The sequence below is a fragment of the Pseudomonas sp. PGPPP4 genome, from assembly GCF_002256045.1.
GTDB lineage: Bacteria > Pseudomonadota > Gammaproteobacteria > Pseudomonadales > Pseudomonadaceae > Chryseomonas > Chryseomonas oryzihabitans.
In genome coordinates this window covers 1-16073 of record NZ_NKID01000017.1, presented here as the reverse complement: position 1 = coordinate 16073, position 16073 = coordinate 1, and the positions used below count along the sequence as shown (strand labels likewise).

Here is a 16073-nt window from a genome sequence, read left to right as displayed (position 1 = left end):
GTCCTTCCCAGCCTGCCGGAGTCCTGCCGCGTGTCGTCCATCCCGAGTCCGGCGCGCCTGCGCCTCGAAAGTCTGGCGTTGTGTCTGCTGGCGGTGCCGCTGTTCACCCTGGGGCTGTGGGAGCAGCCCTTCATCGGCTTCGACGGCCGCTTCGCACTCTTCGCCCAGGAGATGTTTCGCCATGGGGCCAGTGCCTTCCCGACCAGCTACGGACAGCCTTACCCCGACTATCCCGCCACCTCCACCCTGCTGATCGACGTCTTCGCCCAGCTGTTCGGTGAGGTCAATCGCCTGGCCACGGTGATTCCCACCGCCCTGGCCTCGGCGGCCATCGTCGGGCTGCTCTATCGCCTGCTGGCCGAGCGGTCCCGTGCCTGGGGCCTGCTGGCGGTGCTGGTGCTGCTGCTCACCAATGGCTTCCTGGCCAAGGCCCGCTCCATCTGCCTCGATCAATTCGTCACCCTGGCGGCGCTGGGCTGCTTCTATCTGCTGTGGAGCGCCGATCAGCGCGGCCTGTCCTGGCGGCGCGGCCTGGTGTTCCTGTGCATGGCCGCCGGCTTCGCCGTGCGCGGGCCGCTGGGCCTGATCGAGCCCTGTGGCGTGGTCTGCGTCTACTGGCTGGTGCAGGGCGACTGGCGGCGCAGCTTCGGCTACGGTCTGGTCGGCGCCGTGGTGCTGGCGCTGTGCTGCGCCCTGCTGTTCGGCCTGGCCTGGCGTACCGGTGGTATGCCCTTCGTCGAGGACGTGATCCGCATGCAGGTCTCCGGGCGGCTGGACGACACCGACGGTGCCGGCTATCCCTGGTGGTACTTCCTGCAGCTGGGCCTCTACCGTTACGCCCCGGCCTTTCCCCTGGCGCTGCTGGCCCTGCCGACGCTGAGACACCACTGGCGGCAGCGCCAGGCCCAGGCGGACAGTCGCCTGCTGCTCCAGCTGGCCGGCTTCGCCGCGCTGATCGTGGTGGCCCTGTCGATTCCCACCTTCAAGAAACCCTATTACATCCTGCCGGCCATTCCGGCCTGCGCCGCCCTCGGGGCCTGGGTGCTGCTGCAGGGGCAGGGCGCCCTGGCCTGGGTACGGCGGCTGTTCCTGCCGTTGCTGGTGATCCTCCCGCTGGTGCTCGGGGTGCTGGTCAAGCTGCAGCAACCCCGGCTGCAGGCCGCCGGTTGGTGGCCCGAGCTGGACCTGCGTTTCCTGCTGGGCGCCTTCGCCATTCTGGCGCTGTTCGCCCTGGTGGCCGCCTGGCGCGAGCGCGGGGCCTTCCGCCTGGGCATGCCCCTGGCCACGGCAGCCCTGGCGCAATGGCTGCTGGTGGTACTGGCGCTGGATCCGATGCAGGCGCTGCGCTACGACACCCGCGCCTTCGTCACCCGCCTGGAAAGCCTGCGCCAGGGTGAACCGGGACAACTGGTGTTCTTTGGCCTGGGCCAGGACACCAAGGCCTTCCGCTACCTGATGAATCTCGACTACGACGTGCCCTTGCCGACCTTCATCGATATCGGCCAGGCAGGGCAGCTCGCCCAGGTCACCCGCCCCGCCTATGTGCTGCTCGATGCGGACAGCCAGGCGGCCCTGGCCGGCACGCCGCTGGCCAGCCGCCAGCCGGTGCTGGAAGGGCGCTTCAACGACAATCGCTGGCAGGCCTACTACCTGCCCTGAGGCCGCTGTGATGACCGATTCGCCCGATTTCAAACGTCGCCGGCTGTGCCTGGCGCTGGCCGGTCTGCCGCTGCTGGCCGCCTGCAAGCCGACCCAGCGCTACGGCCTGCCGGAACACCGCGCCCACTGGTTCGAGCGGCACGCCTTCGCACCGCTGGCGCCGCTGCCGTCGCGCAGCAGCTTCGTGCTCGGCGTCCTCCCCGATACCCAGTACTACAGTGAGAACAATCACGAGATGCAACCCAGCGGCCGGCGGGTGGAGCGCTATGGCCACCTGGGCTATCCACCGGCGCTGGCCTTTCATGCCCAGACCCATTGGCTGGCGCACAACGCCGCGGCGCTGAACCTGCCCTTCGTGGTGCACCTGGGCGATCTGGTGGAAAACGCCGAGCAGCGCGGCGAATGGGCCCTGGCCAGTCACGCCATGGCACGCCTGGAGCAGGCCGGCGTGCCCTACAGCGTCATGACCGGCGACCATGATGTCGTCGAACTCTACACCGAGGACCGCCTGCGCGATGGACGCGAACTCTTCACCCAGTATTTCGGCCGCGAGCGGGCGGCGCGCCAGGCCACCTTCATCGAACGCGACGTCACCGGTCTCAACGAGGCCCATAGTTTCTCGGCGCTGGGGCAGGGCTTTCTGCTGCTGACCCTGGACTGGTGCCCCTCGGACCAGAGTCTGGACTGGGCCCAGGGCATGCTGGATCGCTATCCGCACCTGCCGACCATCCTGGCCTCGCACAACATCGTCGACCTGGTGAACGGCCAGCCGGTGCTTTCCACCCGGCGCAACGACACCGGGATACGGTTGTGGAATCGGCTGATCCGCCGCAACGACCAGATCTTCCTCACCCTCAACGGCCACAACCACGGCAGCGGTCACCTGCGGATGACCAATGACCTGGGCCATCCGGTGGATCTCCTGCTGATCAACTACCAGACCGAATACGCCGGCGGCAACGGCCTGCTGCGCCTATTGGAACTGGACCTGGCGCGGGGTCGGCTGGAGGCCTTCACCTATTCGCCCTGGGTCGCCTATCGCCAGCAGAGCGGCGACCTGCCGGTGCGGCTGGGCAGCGATCCGCGCGACACCTATACGGCCGAGGTGCTGGCACCCCTGGCGTCGCCGCAGTTCGACAACAGATTCGTGCTCGAGGTGGATTTCGCCACGCGCTTCGCCGGCTTTGGCGGCTTTACCGCGCAACTGCCGGCGGTGGCGGAAGAGGGCGTGCTGGCGAGAATGCGCCAGCAGCTGGGGATCGTCTGACGGATCAGGCGGCGAGCAGCCAGCCCCCGGCTATGGCCGTGGCGACGCCGGCCAGTCGCACCAGCGGCGTGGCCGCCTGGGGCAGGTAGCGCACCACTGCATAGCCCAGCGCATGCAGGGTGGCGGTAGCGGCGACGAAACCGGCGGCATAGGCCCAGGGATTGCCCATTTCCGGCAATTCCAGACCATGGGCCACGCCGTGGAACAGGGCGAAGGCGGCGGTCAGGCCGACGGCGGCGGCCACCGGCGGACGGGCGGCCAGGGCCACCAGCAGACCCAGGGCGAGTACCGAAGCGGCGATGCCGGTCTCCAGCAAGGGCAGCTCCAGCCCGGCGAAGCCCAGCAGGCCGCCGATCAGCATGGTGCCGACAAAGGTGCAGGGCAGCGCCAGGCGCGCCTTGCCCTGCTGCTGCGCGGCCCAGAGCCCCACGGCGAGCATGGCCAGCAGGTGGTCGAGACCGGTCAGGGGGTGCAGCACCCCGGCGGCCAGGCCGTTCTCGGCATGACCCGGATGGGCGAAGGCCAGGGCCGGGGCGAGCAGCAGGGCGGCGGTGGCGAGGATCTTGGCGTGTTTCATGGGGGCTCCTTGGGGATAAATTCCTGGACTCAGAACCTGTTCACGACCTGCTGCGCGTCGGCCAAACGGCGTTGAAAAGTCCTTCGGAATGCTCATTTACGATTTGTAAACTCCGCTTCCTCAGGCCTTTTCGTGGGGCCGCCTTAGGCCTTGTTTGGCTCTAGCTCGCGAGGTCGTGAGCAGGTTCCTAGGCGGCGGTCAGCAGACCCTGCTTCTCGATGAAGGCGATGATCTCTTCCAATCCCAGACCGGTCTTCTGGTTGCTGAAGACGAAGGGCTTGTCGCCGCGCATCTTGCGGGTGTCGCGATCCATCACCTCCAGGGAGGCGCCGACCTGCTCGGCCAGGTCGATCTTGTTGATCACCAGCAGATCCGACTTGCAGATGCCGGGGCCACCCTTGCGCGGCAGCTTGTCGCCGGCCGAGACGTCGATGACATAGAGGGTCAGGTCGGACAGCTCCGGGCTGAAGGTGGCGGACAGGTTGTCGCCGCCGGACTCCACCAGGATCAGGTCCAGGCCGGGAAAGCGGCGGTTGAGCTGGTCCACCGCTTCCAGGTTGATGGAGGCGTCTTCGCGGATGGCGGTGTGCGGACAGCCACCGGTCTCCACGCCGAGGATGCGCTCGGGCGCCAGGGCCTCGTTGCGCACCAGGAAATCGGCGTCTTCGCGGGTGTAGATGTCGTTGGTTACCACCGCCAGGTTGTAGCGCTCGCGCAGGGCGCGGCAGAGGGCCAGGGTGAGGGCGGTCTTGCCGGAGCCGACCGGTCCGCCGATACCGACGCGCAGGGGTTGAGTAGTCATCAGGGGATCTCCTAGGAACGGAACAGGCGGCTGTACTGCCGCTCGTGGGCCATGCTGCTGAGGGCCAGGCCGAAGGGGGCGCCGCCCCAGCTCGCTTCGGGCAGGGCAGCGGCCTGCTCGGCCACGGCGGTCAGGGTCGGCAGCAGAAGGGAGGTGAGGCGCTGGGCCGCTTGCTGGCCCAGCGGCAGGGTTTTCATCAGCACCGCCAGCTGATTTTCCAGCCAGGTCCACAGCCAGGCGTCCAGCGCCGCTCGCGGTGCGATCGCCCAGGCGCGGGCGGCCAGCGCCCAGCCGAGGGCGAAGGTCGGGGCCAGTTCGCCTAGCAGGCGGCGGCTGGCGTCATCCAGCTCCGGAAGACCGAGCAGCAGCTGGGCCAGGGAATAGCCGGTCTGGCGACTTTCCAGCTGGAATTCCGCGGTCTCGCGACTGGCGCGATGGTGGTCGGCCAGCTCGCTCAGGCGCGTCCAGTCGCCCGCCGCGGCGGCTTGGCAATGGGCCAGCAGCAGCGGCGCTTCGAAGCGCGCCAGATTGAGTTCGAGATTGTCGCGCAGCCAGACTTCTGCCTCTGCCGCGCTGCGGATCAGGCCGCTGTCGATGGCCAGTTCCAGTCCCTGGGAATAGCTGTAGCCGCCAATCGGCAACTGGGGACTGGCCAGGCGCAGCAGCGCGAAGGGCGAATTCACGTGCGCACGCCGAAGTGGTGCAGCTTGGGTGCGTAGTTGAAGCCTTCCTCGCCATGGTGCGAGTGATGGTGACCGCCGCCGTAGGCGCCATGTTCGGGCTGGAAGCCGGCCTCGATCTCGCTGACCCGGGCGCCGAGCTGCTCCAGCATGGCCTTGAGCACATAGTCGTCCAGCAGGCGCAGCCAACCGTCGCCGATCTGCAGGGCGACGTGGCGGTTGCCCAGGTGATAGGCGGCGCGGGTCAGTTCGAAGGCGCTGGCGCAGGTCACGTGCAACAGCTTTTCCGGGCGGGCGACGACCCGCACGATGCGGCCATCGCGGGCTTCGAGGCAGTCGCCATCGGCCAGCGGCGGTTGGCCGCGTTCGAGAAACAGGCCAACGTCTTCGCCGGCGCTGGTGGTGGCTCTCAGGCGACTCTTGCTGCGGGCGTCGTAGGTGAGGTGGAGTTCGGCGTCCCAGGTATCCCGGGGCGCGCAGCGGCTTTGGACGACCAGCATGGCAGGACTCTTGGCAGTTTTGCCCAGCTCTACAGCAAGGGGCCTGCCAAGGCGCGCAAGTCGCCTGGTTCTGGGGCGCTGAAAGTTGACCTGGCGTTCAGGTTGCTCTTATTTGGTGCGCCATTGCATCGGCTAGCAGGACGACGCCCTCCTTTGGGGCATTGGTGCGCTCGCCGCGCCGCCAGTGCTTGCTACCGATCAGGATCAGCTTGAGTTGCTGCACCATCTTCGCCGCCGGCCACAGCGGCGGCGGTGTGGTCAGGGGGGGCGGATCGATCAGCTCCGGCAGGGTCGCGAACACCGTTTTCACCACCAGGTCGGCCAGCACATCGATCTGCGACGGACTCAGGTGGGGCAGCCGACCCAGGGCGAGCAGGTCACGGGCCAGGTCCTGGGTGATGCGCTGGCGCAACTCGGCGATGGCCTGGCGCACGGCCAGGGAGCCGCCGTATTGCTCGCGGGCGAGAAAGAGGAATTGATCGCGGTGGTCGCTCACGGCGCCGAGAAAGATCTCCACCGAGGCCTCGATCATGCCGCGCTGCTGCAACTCGTGATGACGCACCTGGCGCAGGGCGTCGCGAAAGGTGTCGCCCACCTCGGCCACCAGCGCCAGGCCAAAGCTCTCCATGTCGGCGAAGTGGCGATAGAAACCCGCCGGCACGATCCCGGCCTGGCGACTCACCTCGCGCAGGCTGAGGCTGCCGAAGCCGCGGCCGCTGTTCATCAGCAGGCGTGCCGATTCCAGCAGCGCCTGGCGCGTTTGCAGCTTCTGCTGGGCACGGATCGACATGGAGAGATCTCGGAAGACAAGGCGGCACTGTAGCAAAGGATGCCCCTGCTGACTCCAAGGGTTTTCCGTGACCGCCGGGTGGTAGTCTCTGGCCCGTGCCTTGCCTTGAGAGCGTCATGAATCTCGACAACCGTATCAAGTTTCGCCACCTGCTGTGCTTTCTGGAGATCGCCCAGCAGCGCAGCTTCGCCAAGGCCGCCGATGCCATCGCCGTGTCCCAGCCGGCCATCTCCAAGACCATCCGCGAACTCGAGGAGATCCTCGAGGTGCGCCTGTTCGTGCGTGGCAAGGGCGAGGTGACCCTGACCGAGGCGGGCCTGCTGTTCCTCCGCCACGCCGGTCCCTGCGTCCAGGCCCTGCGCGAGGGCATGCAACTGGTGCGCGGTGGCGAGGCCGGCGGCCTGGTGCGGGTCGGGGTGCTGTCGACGGTGGAAAGCCAGGTGCTGCCCGAGGTACTGACGCGCCTGCATGAGCGTCATCGCCAGCTGATCGTCAACGTCGCCACCGGTCCCAGCGCCTACCTGCTCGGGCAATTGCGCGTCGGCGACCTGGATCTGGTGGTCGGCCGCATGACCGACAGCCCGGACATCCATGGCCTCGATTTCGAACATCTCTATACCGAGGCCCTGACCCTGGTGGTGCGCCCGGGACATCCGCTGAGCCAGGCGCTGCCGGCGGACCTGGCGACCCTGGCGCGCTATCCTCTGGTGCTGCCGTTGCCCGGTACCACCATCCGCCGCCACGCCGAGAGTCTCTTCGTCCAGTGTGGCATTCCCCTCAGTCCCCAGCGGCTGGAAACCCTGTCGCCGACCCTCAGCCGCCAGTACGTCCGCCAGAGCGAGGCCCTGTGGATCGCCCCGCTGGATGCGGTACGCCGCGACCTGGCCAGCGGCGAACTGGTGGCGGTGGAGCTTGGCGTGCGCGAAGCCGGGGGGTCGGTCGGCATCTGCCGCAATGGCAGCGTGCCCCTGTCGCTGGCCACCCAGAGATTCTGCGACGTCCTGCGCGAGGTAGCCGGCGAGCTGACACTTAACCATTAGGTTATGGAGAAGGGCGCAGCTTTCAATTCAGCCAGGCGGCGCCCTGGGCCACACTGGGATCGGCCAGCCCTTGGCCCCGATCCTTCCGTGGAGCATTCCAATGCATAACAAGCCCCACGACGTTCGCTACGTCGCCCGTGATCGCACCTGGCATCCCCAGGCCTATACGCCCGCCTACAAATCCTCGATTCCCCGCTCGCCGCGCCAGGCGCTGGTCAGCCTGCAGCACCAGACGGCTTCCGAGCGCAGTGGCCCCGACTTCTCGCGGCTGCCGCTGGGGCCGCACGACAACGACCTGCTGCTCAACTTCGGCACCGGCCAGTTGCCCCAGGGCGAACGCATCATCCTGTTCGGCACCCTGCGTGATCAATTTGGCAAGCCGGTGCCCAATTCCCTGGTGGAGATCTGGCAGGCCAACGCCGGCGGTCGCTATCGGCACAAGAACGACGTCTACCTGGCGCCGCTCGATCCCAACTTCGGCGGCGTCGGCCGCACCCGTACCGACAGCCAGGGCAACTATGTCTTCCGTACCGTCCGCCCGGGTCCCTATCCCTGGCGCAACGGCAGCAACGACTGGCGCCCGGCACACATCCACGTCTCGGTCATGGGGCCGGCCATCGCCACCCGGCTGATCACCCAGCTCTACTTCGAGGGCGATCCGCTGATCCCGCTGTGCCCCATCGTCAAGTCCATCGCCGATCCCGATGCCGTCCAGACCCTGATCGCCCGCCTGGACATGAGCATGGCCAATCCCATGGACTGCCTGGCCTATCGCTTCGACATCGTCACCCGCGGCGCGCGGCAGACGTTCTTCGAACACCACTGAGGACGCCGATATGACCCCCAACCGCCACGACCTGCTGCCGGAAACCCCCTCCCAGACCGCCGGCCCCTATGTGCACATCGGCCTGGCCCTGGCCGCCGCCGGCAACCCCACCCGCGAGGTCGAGATCTGGAACCAGCTGGCCAAGCCCGGCGCGCCGGGCGAGCACATCCTGCTCACCGGCCAGGTGTTCGACGGCAACGGCAACCTGGTGCGCGATTCCTTCCTGGAGTTCTGGCAGGCCGATCACCAGGGCCAATACGATCCGGTCTATGACGTGGAAAAGGCCTTCAACGGCTTTGGTCGCACCGCCACTACCTTCGACGCCGGCGACTGGACGCTGCACACCATCAAGCCCGGCCAGGTCCAGGACCAGCGTGGCCAGCCGATGGCGCCGCACATCAACGTCACCCTGTTCGCCCGCGGCATCAACATCCACCTGCAGACCCGCCTCTACTTTGACGATGAAGCCGAGGCCAACGCCCGCTGCCCGGTCTACAACCTGCCGGAACCGGAGCGCCGGCCCACCCTGCTGGCGCGTCGCTGCGAGATCGACGGCCGCCTGGCCTATCGCTTCGACATCTATCTGCAAGGCCCGCAGGAAACGGTTTTCTTCGACATCTAGTCGTCCGAACAGCAAAAAGCCCTGCCGAGGCAGGGCTTTTTCGTGGGCGCCAGCTGCAGGTCAGATGCGGTAGGTGGTCTTGGTCATCACCTTGGACACCAGGCTCATGCCGTATTTGACCGGCGCGGGGAAGCGCCAGCCACCGGCCGCCAGGGCGTGCTCGGCGTGCTGCTCTTCGTCGCTGCGCATCTGTTCCAGCACCGCGCGGGACTTGGCGTCGGCCGCTGGCAGCTTGTCCAGGTGCTCGTCCAGATGGCGGCAGACCTGATCCTCGGTGGCGGCGACGAAGCCCAGGCTCAGGCGATCGCTGATCAGGCCGGCACCGGCACCGATCCCGAAGGACAGGCCATAGAACAGCGGATTGAGCAGGCTCGGACGCTCACCCAGGGCGCGGATGCGCTGCTCGCACCAGGCCAGGTGATCGATCTCTTCGTCGGCCGCCTTTTCCATTTCTTCGCGCACTTCCGGCAATTTGGCGGTCAGCGCCTGACCCTGGTACAGCGCCTGGGCGCAGACCTCGCCGGTGTGGTTGATGCGCATGAGGCCGGCCGCGTGACGGCGTTCCTCGTCGCTCAGCTCGGCATCCTTGAGTGGAATGGCCGGCGAGCTGCGCGTGGGAGCGCCACTGAAGGGCGTCAAGGTACGCAAGGCGGTATCCGCCTGGATCAGCAGTCGATCGAGGGGGGAGTAGAGGCGCTTGGATCTCAAGGTGATCTCCTTGGCGGGCGAAGGAATGGCAGGGTGTGGCTCAGCCCGGAGGCCAGGTCATCTGCCGCTTGCCCAGCACATGCATATGGATGTGATAGACCGTCTGGCCACCCAGGGCGTTGCAATTCATCGCCACGCGGAAGCCTTCCTCGCAACCCTGCTCCTGCGCCAGGCGCTGGGCGGTGAAGAGGATATGGCCGGCGAGCTGCTTGTCATCGGCCTCGCTGAGGTCGTGCAGCGTCGCGATGTGCTTCTTGGGGATGACCAGGAAGTGCACGGGCGCCTGCGGGGCGATGTCATGGAAGGCCATGACCTGATCGTCCTCGTAGAGCACCTTGGCCGGAATGTCCCCGGCGACGATCTTGCAGAACAGACAATCCACGTCGATCTCCTGCTGGCTGAATAGACCCCGAGTGTACCAGCGGCTGCCGCCCGGGGTCAGGTGCCGCCGGCGGGATCACCCTTACGCGGGCTGAAAGAGTTTGCCGATCCGCACCGCGGCCGAACGCACCAGGGCGCGCGGGAAGAAGCGGGGCAGCAGACTGCCCAGGCGATTGCGCCAGCCCGGGACGATCACCGCCTGGCGTCTTTCCAGTCCGCGCACCGCGGCCAGGGCCACCTCTTCGGCGGACATCAGCAACTTGCCCTGCTCCATGCGCCCGGTGTGCAGCCCGGCGTTCTTGAAGAAGGCGGTCCGGGTCGGGCCGGGGCAGAGCACCGATACCGACACCCCCCGCTTCTTGAGTTCCTCGCGCAGGCCCTCGGAGAAGTGCAGCACATAGGCCTTGGTCGCCGCATAGCTGCTCATGTAGGGAATGGGCTGGAAGGCCGCGGTCGAGGCGACGTTGAGGATCTGGCCGCCCCCCTGGATCGCCATGTGCTGGCCCAGGGCATGGCACAGGCGGGTGAGCGCCAGGATGTTCAACTCCAGCTGCTCCTGCACCCGCGGCCAGTCGGCGGCGAGAAAATCCCCGCCGCTGCCGATCCCGGCGCAGTTGACCAGCAGGCCGATGGCTCTCTCGCTCTGCTCCAGTTCGTGCAGCAGACCGGTCAGGTGCAGCGGCTCCGCCAGATCGCAGACCCGGTACAGCACCTCCACGTCGAAGCGCTGGGCCAGTTCGGCGGCGATGCTCTCCAGCTTGTCCTTGCGCCGCGCCAGCAGGATCAGCGGCTGACCCCGCCGCGCCAGGGCCTCGGCCAGGGCCAGACCGATCCCGCACGAGGCACCGGTTACCAGGGCATAACGCTGCATACTGCTTTCTCCAGGAAAACGCCGGTCGCCGGCGGATCCACCGCCCACCTAGTAGGGTTTGACCACCACCAGGATGACGATGGCGATGAGCACCAGAACCGGTACCTCGTTGAACCAGCGATAGAACACATGGCTGCGCTTGTTTTCGCCGCGCTCGAATCTCTTGCGCATGGCCCCGCAGACATGGTGATAGCCGATCAGCACCACCACCAGCGCCAGCTTGGTGTGCATCCAGCCTTGGGTCAGCCAGCTCGGGTTGATCACCAGCAGGCCGATGCCGAACACCAGCGTCAGGATCATCGCCGGCAGCATGATGCCGCGGTACAGCTTGCGCTCCATCAGGCAGAAGCGCTCGTGGCTCACGGTGTCGCTGCTCTGGGCGTGATAGACGAACAGGCGCGGCAGATAGAACAGGCCGGCGAACCAGCAGACCAGGGCAATCAGGTGGAAGGCTTTCAACCAAAGATAGAGCATCGGGGCGTTCTCCTTATCAATCGGCGTCATCGGGCGGCGCGATATTAGAGTGGCGCTGCCGGCAAGTCATTCACTCCGGTCATCTCGGCCAAGCTCCCGTGGTCGTGCAATAGTTGACCCTTTTGCTAGGGCAAGCGGATAATTTCCTGACTGAATTGTGTTCGGCGCAAGCCGGGAGACTACGGCAATGACCATTGAAACCTTCACCCCGACCCCCCTGCAGTTCACCCTGGGCGCGGCCAGCAAGGTGAAGAACCTGATCGAGGAAGAGGGCAATCCCCGCCTGAAGCTGCGCGTCTTCGTCACGGGTGGCGGCTGCTCGGGCTTCCAGTACGGCTTCACCTTCGATGAAGATTCCGCCGACGACGACACCGTCATCGAGCGCGATGGCGTGCACCTGGTGGTGGATCCCATGAGCTTCCAGTACCTGGCCGGCGCCGAGGTGGACTACCAGGAAGGCCTGGAAGGTTCGCGTTTCGTCATCAAGAACCCCAACGCCGCCACCACCTGCGGCTGCGGTCAGTCCTTCTCCATCTGACCTTGCACAGCCTCTGGCCTAGTGTGGATAGAGTGCACCCAGGACGCGGAGGCTGCGGGCGCCGGTGACTTCTGGGCAGTTGCCGGGCAGGCGCTCGCAGAAACGCTGGGCCAGCCAGGCAAAGGCCATGGCTTCCATCCAGTCCGGCGACACGTCATAGGCTGCGGTGCTCTGCACCTTGGCCGGCGCCAGTAGCCGCGCCAGACGCGCCATCAGATCCCGGTTGTGCGCCCCCCCGCCACAGACCAGCACCTCGTCCACCACCTGGGCTGCCAGGATGCTGTCGGCGATGCTGCGGGCGCTCAATTCGGCCAGGGTGGCCTGAACATCGGCCGAAGCCAGCGCCTCATGCCGGGCGAGATGCGCTTGCAGCCAGGGCAGATTGAAATGCTCGCGCCCGGTGCTCTTTGGTCCGCTTTTCACGAAGAAGGGGTCGCTCAGCAGCCCCTGCAGCAGCGCCGGCACGACCTGTCCCTGCGCGGCCCAGGCGCCATCGGCGTCGAAGAGCCGCCCCTGGCTGTGGTGGATCCAGGCATCCAGCAGCACATTGCCCGGTCCGCAATCGAAGCCTCGTACTGGCAGACCCGGCGCCAGCAGGGTCACATTGCTGAAGCCGCCGATATTGAGCACCGCGCGCGGGCGGTCCAGGCCGAAGAGATCGGCATGGAAGGCCGGGACCAGGGGCGCGCCCTGGCCACCGGCGGCCAGGTCGCGGCGGCGGAAGTCGGCGATGACATCGATGCCGGTCAGTTCGGCCAGCAGGGCGGCATCGCCGATCTGCAGGGTGTAGCCCTGCGCCGGCAAATGGCGGATGGTCTGGCCATGGCTACCCACGGCGCGGATATCCGCGGGCGTCAGTCCCTGCTGCGCCAGCAGTTCGGCGATACCCTGGGCGGCCAGCCCGACCCAGGCCTGTTCCGCCCGGGCGATGCGCTCGATCTCGTTGTCGCCGGGCGCGCACAGCGCCAGCAGTTCGCGGCGGAGCGCTTCCGGCATGGGCACGCCCAGGGCAGCGACGAAACGGGTCCGCTCGTCCTGTTCGATCAGGGCGATATCCAGTCCATCCAGACTGGTGCCGGACATCACCCCCAGGTAGCGCTCCATCTCAGCGCTTGTTCATCGCGAGCAGAGAGGCACGTTCCTGGTCCATGCGGGCCATGAGCGGCTGGCTCTGGGCCAGGAAGCGCGAGATCTCGTTCTTGGCGATGGGATCGGCCATCGGCAGTTTCACCCCGAGCGGGTCGACGTGATTGCCGTTGATGCGGAATTCGTAGTGCAGGTGCGGACCGGTCGCCAGGCCCGTCATGCCCACGTAGCCGATCACCTGGCCCTGTTTCACCGAGGCGCCGGCCTGCATGCCCTTGGCGATCCGGCTCATGTGGCCATAGACCGTGGTGTAGGTCTTGCCGTGCTGGATCATCACCACGTTGCCGTAGCCATTCTCGCGCCCGGCCTTGGCGATCTTGCCATCGCCGGTGGCATGGATCGGCGTACCGGTGGGCGCGGCATAGTCCACGCCCTTGTGCGCACGCATCTTGTTCAGCACCGGGTGGAAACGCCCCATGGTGAAGCGCGAGCTGATCCGCGAGAACTCCACCGGGGTACGGATGAAGGCCTTGCGCATGCTGCCGCCTTCCGCGGTGTAGTAGTTGGTGGTGCCGTTCTTGGCGGTGTAGCGCACGGCCGTGTAGGCCTTGCCCTTGTTGACGAAGCGGGCGGCCAGGATGTTGCCGTAGCCGACGTGCTTGCCATTGACCACCTTGTCCTCGTAGACCACCTCGAATTCGTCGCCTTCCTGGATGTCCAGCGCGAAGTCGATGTCGTAGCCGAAGATGGTGGCCAGCGCCATGGTCATGTCATGGGACAGTCCGGCCTTCTGCGCCGAGGCGAACAGCGAACTGCTGATCCGGCCCTGGGCATAGGCCTTGCGGATGTCCGGGGTAACGGTCTTGTGCTCGACCTCGTAGCCCTGGTCGGACTTGACCAGCGACAGGGTCTGCAACGCGGTGAGCTTGGTGCGCACTGCTAGCAGGTCGCCGGCATGGTCACGCTGGAATTCGATCTTCTGGCCCACCCGCAGGCGAGTCAGCTTCTTGGCTTCCTTGCTGCTGGCCAGCACCTCGTGCACCACGGCAGCGGCCAGGCCAGCCCGCTCGAACAGCGTCGATAGGGTGTCGCCCTTGCGCACGGTTTCGGTCTTCCACTGCGGCTCGACACGCTCCGCGGCAGCGACCTCTTCTTCGGCAGGCACTTCCTCGGCGGTCTGGGCTTCCGTCTGCTCCGGGGCGACCTGGGCAAAGGGGGAGGGGGACTGGGTGTCCGCAGCTTGAGTATCTGCGAGCACTTGCTCCTTCAGGTCATCCTGACCCTGCACGACGCGCCGGGCGTCCTGTTCAACATCCAGATTGATGGAAGTGCGTTTCGCCTCGACCTGCTGAGAGGGAAACACGAGCAAGGCCAGACTCAAGAGTGCGGCCACCCCGCTGGCGGCCACGAGGTGGCTTTTGGGGTAGAACGGACTTTTGGGGATTGGCTTCGTCATTTAGCTAAAGTGATGATCTGACGTTAAAAGAAGTGAATAACTGCCTAAAATATAATCAAAATCTGGCTGTCACAACCCTTTGGGGTGGCGATCCGACGTGCCGGCTGGCGGCTACTAGGGGCATCTTGATAAGGTTCACGCTTTCGAAATTCAGAGGCGAAGCCCCCATGAAAACGGTCCAGGAGCAGCTGGCGGTCATCAAGCGTGGAGCAGATGAGCTGCTTGTCGAGTCAGAGCTTGTAACAAAACTGGAGCGCGGCACCCCGCTGCGCATCAAGGCAGGCTTCGATCCGACCGCCCCGGATCTGCACCTCGGCCACACCGTGCTGATCAACAAGCTGCGCCAGTTCCAGGAGCTGGGCCACCAGGTCATCTTCCTGATCGGCGACTTCACCGGCATGATCGGCGACCCCAGTGGCAAGAGCGCCACCCGCCCGCCGCTGACCCGCGAGCAGGTGCTGGAGAATGCCGAGACCTACAAGGCCCAGGTGTTCAAGATCCTCGATCCGGCCCGTACCGAAGTGGCCTTCAATGCCACCTGGATGGATCAGCTGTCGCCGGCCGACTTCATTCGCCTCTCTTCCCAGTACACCGTGGCGCGCATGCTCGAGCGCGACGACTTCAGCAAGAGGTACGCCGGCAACCAGCCCATCGCCATCCACGAGTTCCTCTATCCCCTGGTCCAGGGCTATGACTCCGTCGCCCTGCGCGCGGATGTCGAGCTGGGCGGTACCGACCAGAAATTCAACCTGCTCATGGGCCGCGAACTCCAGCGCGCCTATGGCCAGGAAGCCCAGTGCATCCTCACCATGCCGCTGCTGGAAGGTCTGGACGGCGTGAAGAAGATGTCCAAGTCCCTGGGCAACTATGTCGGCATCCAGGAAGCGCCTGGCGTCATGTACAACAAGCTGGTGTCCATTCCCGACACCCTCATGTGGCGTTACTTCGAGCTGCTCAGCTTCCGCAGCCTGGAAGAGATCTCCCAGTTCCGCAGCGATGTTGCGCAGGGCGCCAATCCCCGCGACATCAAGATCAAGCTGGCCGAAGAGATCGTGGCCCGCTTCCACGGGGAAGAAGCCGCTCAGACCGCCCACCGTTCCGCGGGCAACCGCATGAAGGATGGCGAGCTGCCGGAAGACCTGCCGGAAGTCGAGCTGGAAACCGATGCGGCACTGCCGGTCGCTGCCGTCCTCAACAAGGCTGGACTGGTGAAGAACGCCGCAGCCGCTCGCGATCTGCTGGCGGCGGGTAGCGTCAAGGTGGATGGCGAGGTGGTCGATCGCGGCTTCCTGTTCGAGATCGGCCGTACCTATATATGTCAGGCCGGCAAGAGGGCTTTTGCCCGCATCAGCGTCCGTCAGCAATAAATTTGAAATAACCTGTTGACCTGCTCTGAAACTCCCCTATAATGCGCCCCACTTCCGGCGCAGACGCTGAAGCGGCTTGAAAATCAAGCACTTAGGTCTGAGCCGGGCGAGGGGTCCACGGATTCTTCGCCATTTGGCTCTCACCTCAGGGTGGCAACGAAATGAAGCGGAGGGGTTGACAGCGTCTGAGGATGCTGTAGGATTCGCCTCCCGCTGCCGAGATTGGCTAGACCGGTCAGGCAAGCGCAAGTGGTTGAGTTGAAACGAAAAAGTTCAAATCAACGCTTGACAGGATGTGAGGGCAGCGTAGAATGCGCGCCTCGGTTAGCGACACGGTCGCAACCAACTGCTCTTTAACAAGTTGAATCAAGCAATTCGTGTGGGTGCTTGTGAGATAAGTCTGATGTCGCAAGATTATCAGCAACACAA

Annotated in this window: 18 protein-coding genes and 1 pseudogene; 7 read left to right on the top strand and 12 right to left on the bottom strand. The window is 65.9% G+C overall.

From position 1 onward, the window contains the following. Positions 1-30 precede the first annotated feature (30 nt). Positions 31-1659 (top strand): ArnT family glycosyltransferase, encoded by a 1629-nt coding sequence (locus CFE50_RS21170; RefSeq protein ID WP_286737147.1) that lies wholly within the window; start codon positions 31-33, stop codon positions 1657-1659. A 10-nt stretch (positions 1660-1669) separates the two neighbouring features. After that, on the top strand, positions 1670-2926 hold the full coding sequence (locus tag CFE50_RS21165) for a metallophosphoesterase family protein (protein ID WP_286737146.1): 1257 nt from the start codon (positions 1670-1672) through the stop codon (positions 2924-2926). A 4-nt stretch (positions 2927-2930) separates the two neighbouring features. Here the strand turns inward: CFE50_RS21165 and CFE50_RS21160 are convergent, their stop codons facing one another. The 5 genes from CFE50_RS21160 to CFE50_RS21140 form a co-directional block, all read right to left on the bottom strand. After that, on the bottom strand, positions 2931-3503 hold the full coding sequence (locus CFE50_RS21160) for a HupE/UreJ family protein (RefSeq protein ID WP_286737145.1): 573 nt from the start codon (positions 3501-3503) through the stop codon (positions 2931-2933). Between the two features lie 187 nt (positions 3504-3690). After that, positions 3691-4305 carry an urease accessory protein UreG gene (ureG, locus tag CFE50_RS21155; protein WP_007162627.1) on the bottom strand — a complete coding sequence of 205 codons (615 nt, stop codon included), beginning with the start codon at positions 4303-4305 and terminating at the stop codon, positions 3691-3693. An 11-nt stretch (positions 4306-4316) separates the two neighbouring features. Next, the gene (locus CFE50_RS21150; protein WP_286737144.1) at positions 4317-4988 is read right to left on the bottom strand and encodes an urease accessory protein UreF; all 672 of its coding nucleotides are present in this window, start codon (positions 4986-4988) and stop codon (positions 4317-4319) included. Continuing rightward, complete coding sequence (ureE, locus tag CFE50_RS21145; RefSeq protein WP_027599097.1) at positions 4985-5485, bottom strand: urease accessory protein UreE; 501 nt, start codon at positions 5483-5485, stop codon at positions 4985-4987. Before ureE ends, CFE50_RS21150 begins: the two co-directional genes overlap by 4 nt. 97 nt (positions 5486-5582) lie before the next feature. Beyond that, positions 5583-6275 (bottom strand): TetR family transcriptional regulator, encoded by a 693-nt coding sequence (locus CFE50_RS21140; RefSeq protein ID WP_286737143.1) that lies wholly within the window; start codon positions 6273-6275, stop codon positions 5583-5585. 116 nt (positions 6276-6391) lie between these two features. Between CFE50_RS21140 and pcaQ the strand changes: the two genes are divergently transcribed. The 3 genes from pcaQ to pcaG all read left to right on the top strand — a co-directional run bounded on the left by pcaQ (position 6392) and on the right by pcaG (position 8763). After that, positions 6392-7315, top strand: a complete 924-nt coding sequence (gene pcaQ, locus CFE50_RS21135; RefSeq protein WP_286737142.1) for a pca operon transcription factor PcaQ — start codon at positions 6392-6394, stop codon at positions 7313-7315. A gap of 100 nt (positions 7316-7415) precedes the next feature. After that, on the top strand, positions 7416-8141 hold the full coding sequence (pcaH, locus tag CFE50_RS21130) for a protocatechuate 3,4-dioxygenase subunit beta (protein WP_007162622.1): 726 nt from the start codon (positions 7416-7418) through the stop codon (positions 8139-8141). Between the two features lie 10 nt (positions 8142-8151). Next, positions 8152-8763, top strand: coding sequence for a protocatechuate 3,4-dioxygenase subunit alpha (gene pcaG / locus CFE50_RS21125; protein ID WP_241810251.1), 612 nt, complete (start codon positions 8152-8154; stop codon positions 8761-8763). 60 nt (positions 8764-8823) lie between these two features. On the opposite strand, the gene coq7 is transcribed toward pcaG, so the two are convergent. From coq7 to hemJ, 4 genes are all read right to left on the bottom strand, one after another. After that, positions 8824-9471: a 2-polyprenyl-3-methyl-6-methoxy-1,4-benzoquinone monooxygenase gene (gene coq7, locus CFE50_RS21120; protein ID WP_007162620.1), complete on the bottom strand. Its 648-nt coding sequence runs from the start codon at positions 9469-9471 to the stop codon at positions 8824-8826. 40 nt (positions 9472-9511) lie between these two features. After that, on the bottom strand, positions 9512-9853 hold the full coding sequence (locus CFE50_RS21115; RefSeq protein ID WP_017642985.1) for a histidine triad nucleotide-binding protein: 342 nt from the start codon (positions 9851-9853) through the stop codon (positions 9512-9514). 81 nt (positions 9854-9934) lie between these two features. Continuing rightward, the gene (locus CFE50_RS21110; protein WP_286737141.1) at positions 9935-10723 is read right to left on the bottom strand and encodes an SDR family NAD(P)-dependent oxidoreductase; all 789 of its coding nucleotides are present in this window, start codon (positions 10721-10723) and stop codon (positions 9935-9937) included. Positions 10724-10771: 48 nt separating this feature from the next. After that, positions 10772-11197, bottom strand: coding sequence for a protoporphyrinogen oxidase HemJ (hemJ, locus tag CFE50_RS21105; RefSeq protein ID WP_286737140.1), 426 nt, complete (start codon positions 11195-11197; stop codon positions 10772-10774). A 187-nt stretch (positions 11198-11384) separates the two neighbouring features. On the opposite strand from hemJ, the gene erpA reads away from it, so the two are divergent. Further along, positions 11385-11735, top strand: coding sequence for an iron-sulfur cluster insertion protein ErpA (erpA, locus tag CFE50_RS21100; protein ID WP_007162616.1), 351 nt, complete (start codon positions 11385-11387; stop codon positions 11733-11735). Positions 11736-11753: 18 nt separating this feature from the next. Here the strand turns inward: erpA and CFE50_RS21095 are convergent, their stop codons facing one another. Both CFE50_RS21095 and CFE50_RS21090 read right to left on the bottom strand, forming a co-directional pair. After that, positions 11754-12839, bottom strand: a complete 1086-nt coding sequence (locus tag CFE50_RS21095; protein ID WP_286737139.1) for an anhydro-N-acetylmuramic acid kinase — start codon at positions 12837-12839, stop codon at positions 11754-11756. A gap of 1 nt (position 12840) precedes the next feature. Further along, positions 12841-14277, bottom strand: coding sequence for a peptidoglycan DD-metalloendopeptidase family protein (locus CFE50_RS21090; protein ID WP_347340696.1), 1437 nt, complete (start codon positions 14275-14277; stop codon positions 12841-12843). A 167-nt stretch (positions 14278-14444) separates the two neighbouring features. Here CFE50_RS21090 and tyrS point away from each other — a divergent pair, with 167 nt between their 5' ends. Further along, positions 14445-15644: a tyrosine--tRNA ligase gene (gene tyrS / locus CFE50_RS21080; protein WP_286737138.1), complete on the top strand. Its 1200-nt coding sequence runs from the start codon at positions 14445-14447 to the stop codon at positions 15642-15644. A 235-nt stretch (positions 15645-15879) separates the two neighbouring features. Here the strand turns inward: tyrS and CFE50_RS21075 are convergent. Further along, a pseudogene (locus CFE50_RS21075) lies at positions 15880-16073 on the bottom strand (hypothetical protein); the annotation flags it as partial.

Bases quoted from the DNA above. Each gene is read 5' to 3' on its own strand.
- CFE50_RS21165 (WP_286737146.1), top strand. From the start codon at position 1,670: ATGACCGATTCGCCCGATTTCAAACGTCGCCGGCTGTGCCTGGCGCTG.
- ureE (WP_027599097.1), bottom strand. From the start codon at position 5,485: ATGCTGGTCGTCCAAAGCCGCTGCGCGCCCCGGGATACCTGGGACGCC.
- hemJ (WP_286737140.1), bottom strand. From the start codon at position 11,197: ATGCTCTATCTTTGGTTGAAAGCCTTCCACCTGATTGCCCTGGTCTGC.
- pcaG (WP_241810251.1), top strand. From the start codon at position 8,152: ATGACCCCCAACCGCCACGACCTGCTGCCGGAAACCCCCTCCCAGACC.
- CFE50_RS21110 (WP_286737141.1), bottom strand. From the start codon at position 10,723: ATGCAGCGTTATGCCCTGGTAACCGGTGCCTCGTGCGGGATCGGTCTG.
- pcaQ (WP_286737142.1), top strand. From the start codon at position 6,392: ATGAATCTCGACAACCGTATCAAGTTTCGCCACCTGCTGTGCTTTCTG.
- CFE50_RS21090 (WP_347340696.1), bottom strand. From the start codon at position 14,277: ATGACGAAGCCAATCCCCAAAAGTCCGTTCTACCCCAAAAGCCACCTC.
- CFE50_RS21160 (WP_286737145.1), bottom strand. From the start codon at position 3,503: ATGAAACACGCCAAGATCCTCGCCACCGCCGCCCTGCTGCTCGCCCCG.
- erpA (WP_007162616.1), top strand. From the start codon at position 11,385: ATGACCATTGAAACCTTCACCCCGACCCCCCTGCAGTTCACCCTGGGC.
- CFE50_RS21140 (WP_286737143.1), bottom strand. From the start codon at position 6,275: ATGTCGATCCGTGCCCAGCAGAAGCTGCAAACGCGCCAGGCGCTGCTG.
- ureG (WP_007162627.1), bottom strand. From the start codon at position 4,305: ATGACTACTCAACCCCTGCGCGTCGGTATCGGCGGACCGGTCGGCTCC.
- tyrS (WP_286737138.1), top strand. From the start codon at position 14,445: ATGAAAACGGTCCAGGAGCAGCTGGCGGTCATCAAGCGTGGAGCAGAT.
- pcaH (WP_007162622.1), top strand. From the start codon at position 7,416: ATGCATAACAAGCCCCACGACGTTCGCTACGTCGCCCGTGATCGCACC.
- CFE50_RS21095 (WP_286737139.1), bottom strand. From the start codon at position 12,839: ATGGAGCGCTACCTGGGGGTGATGTCCGGCACCAGTCTGGATGGACTG.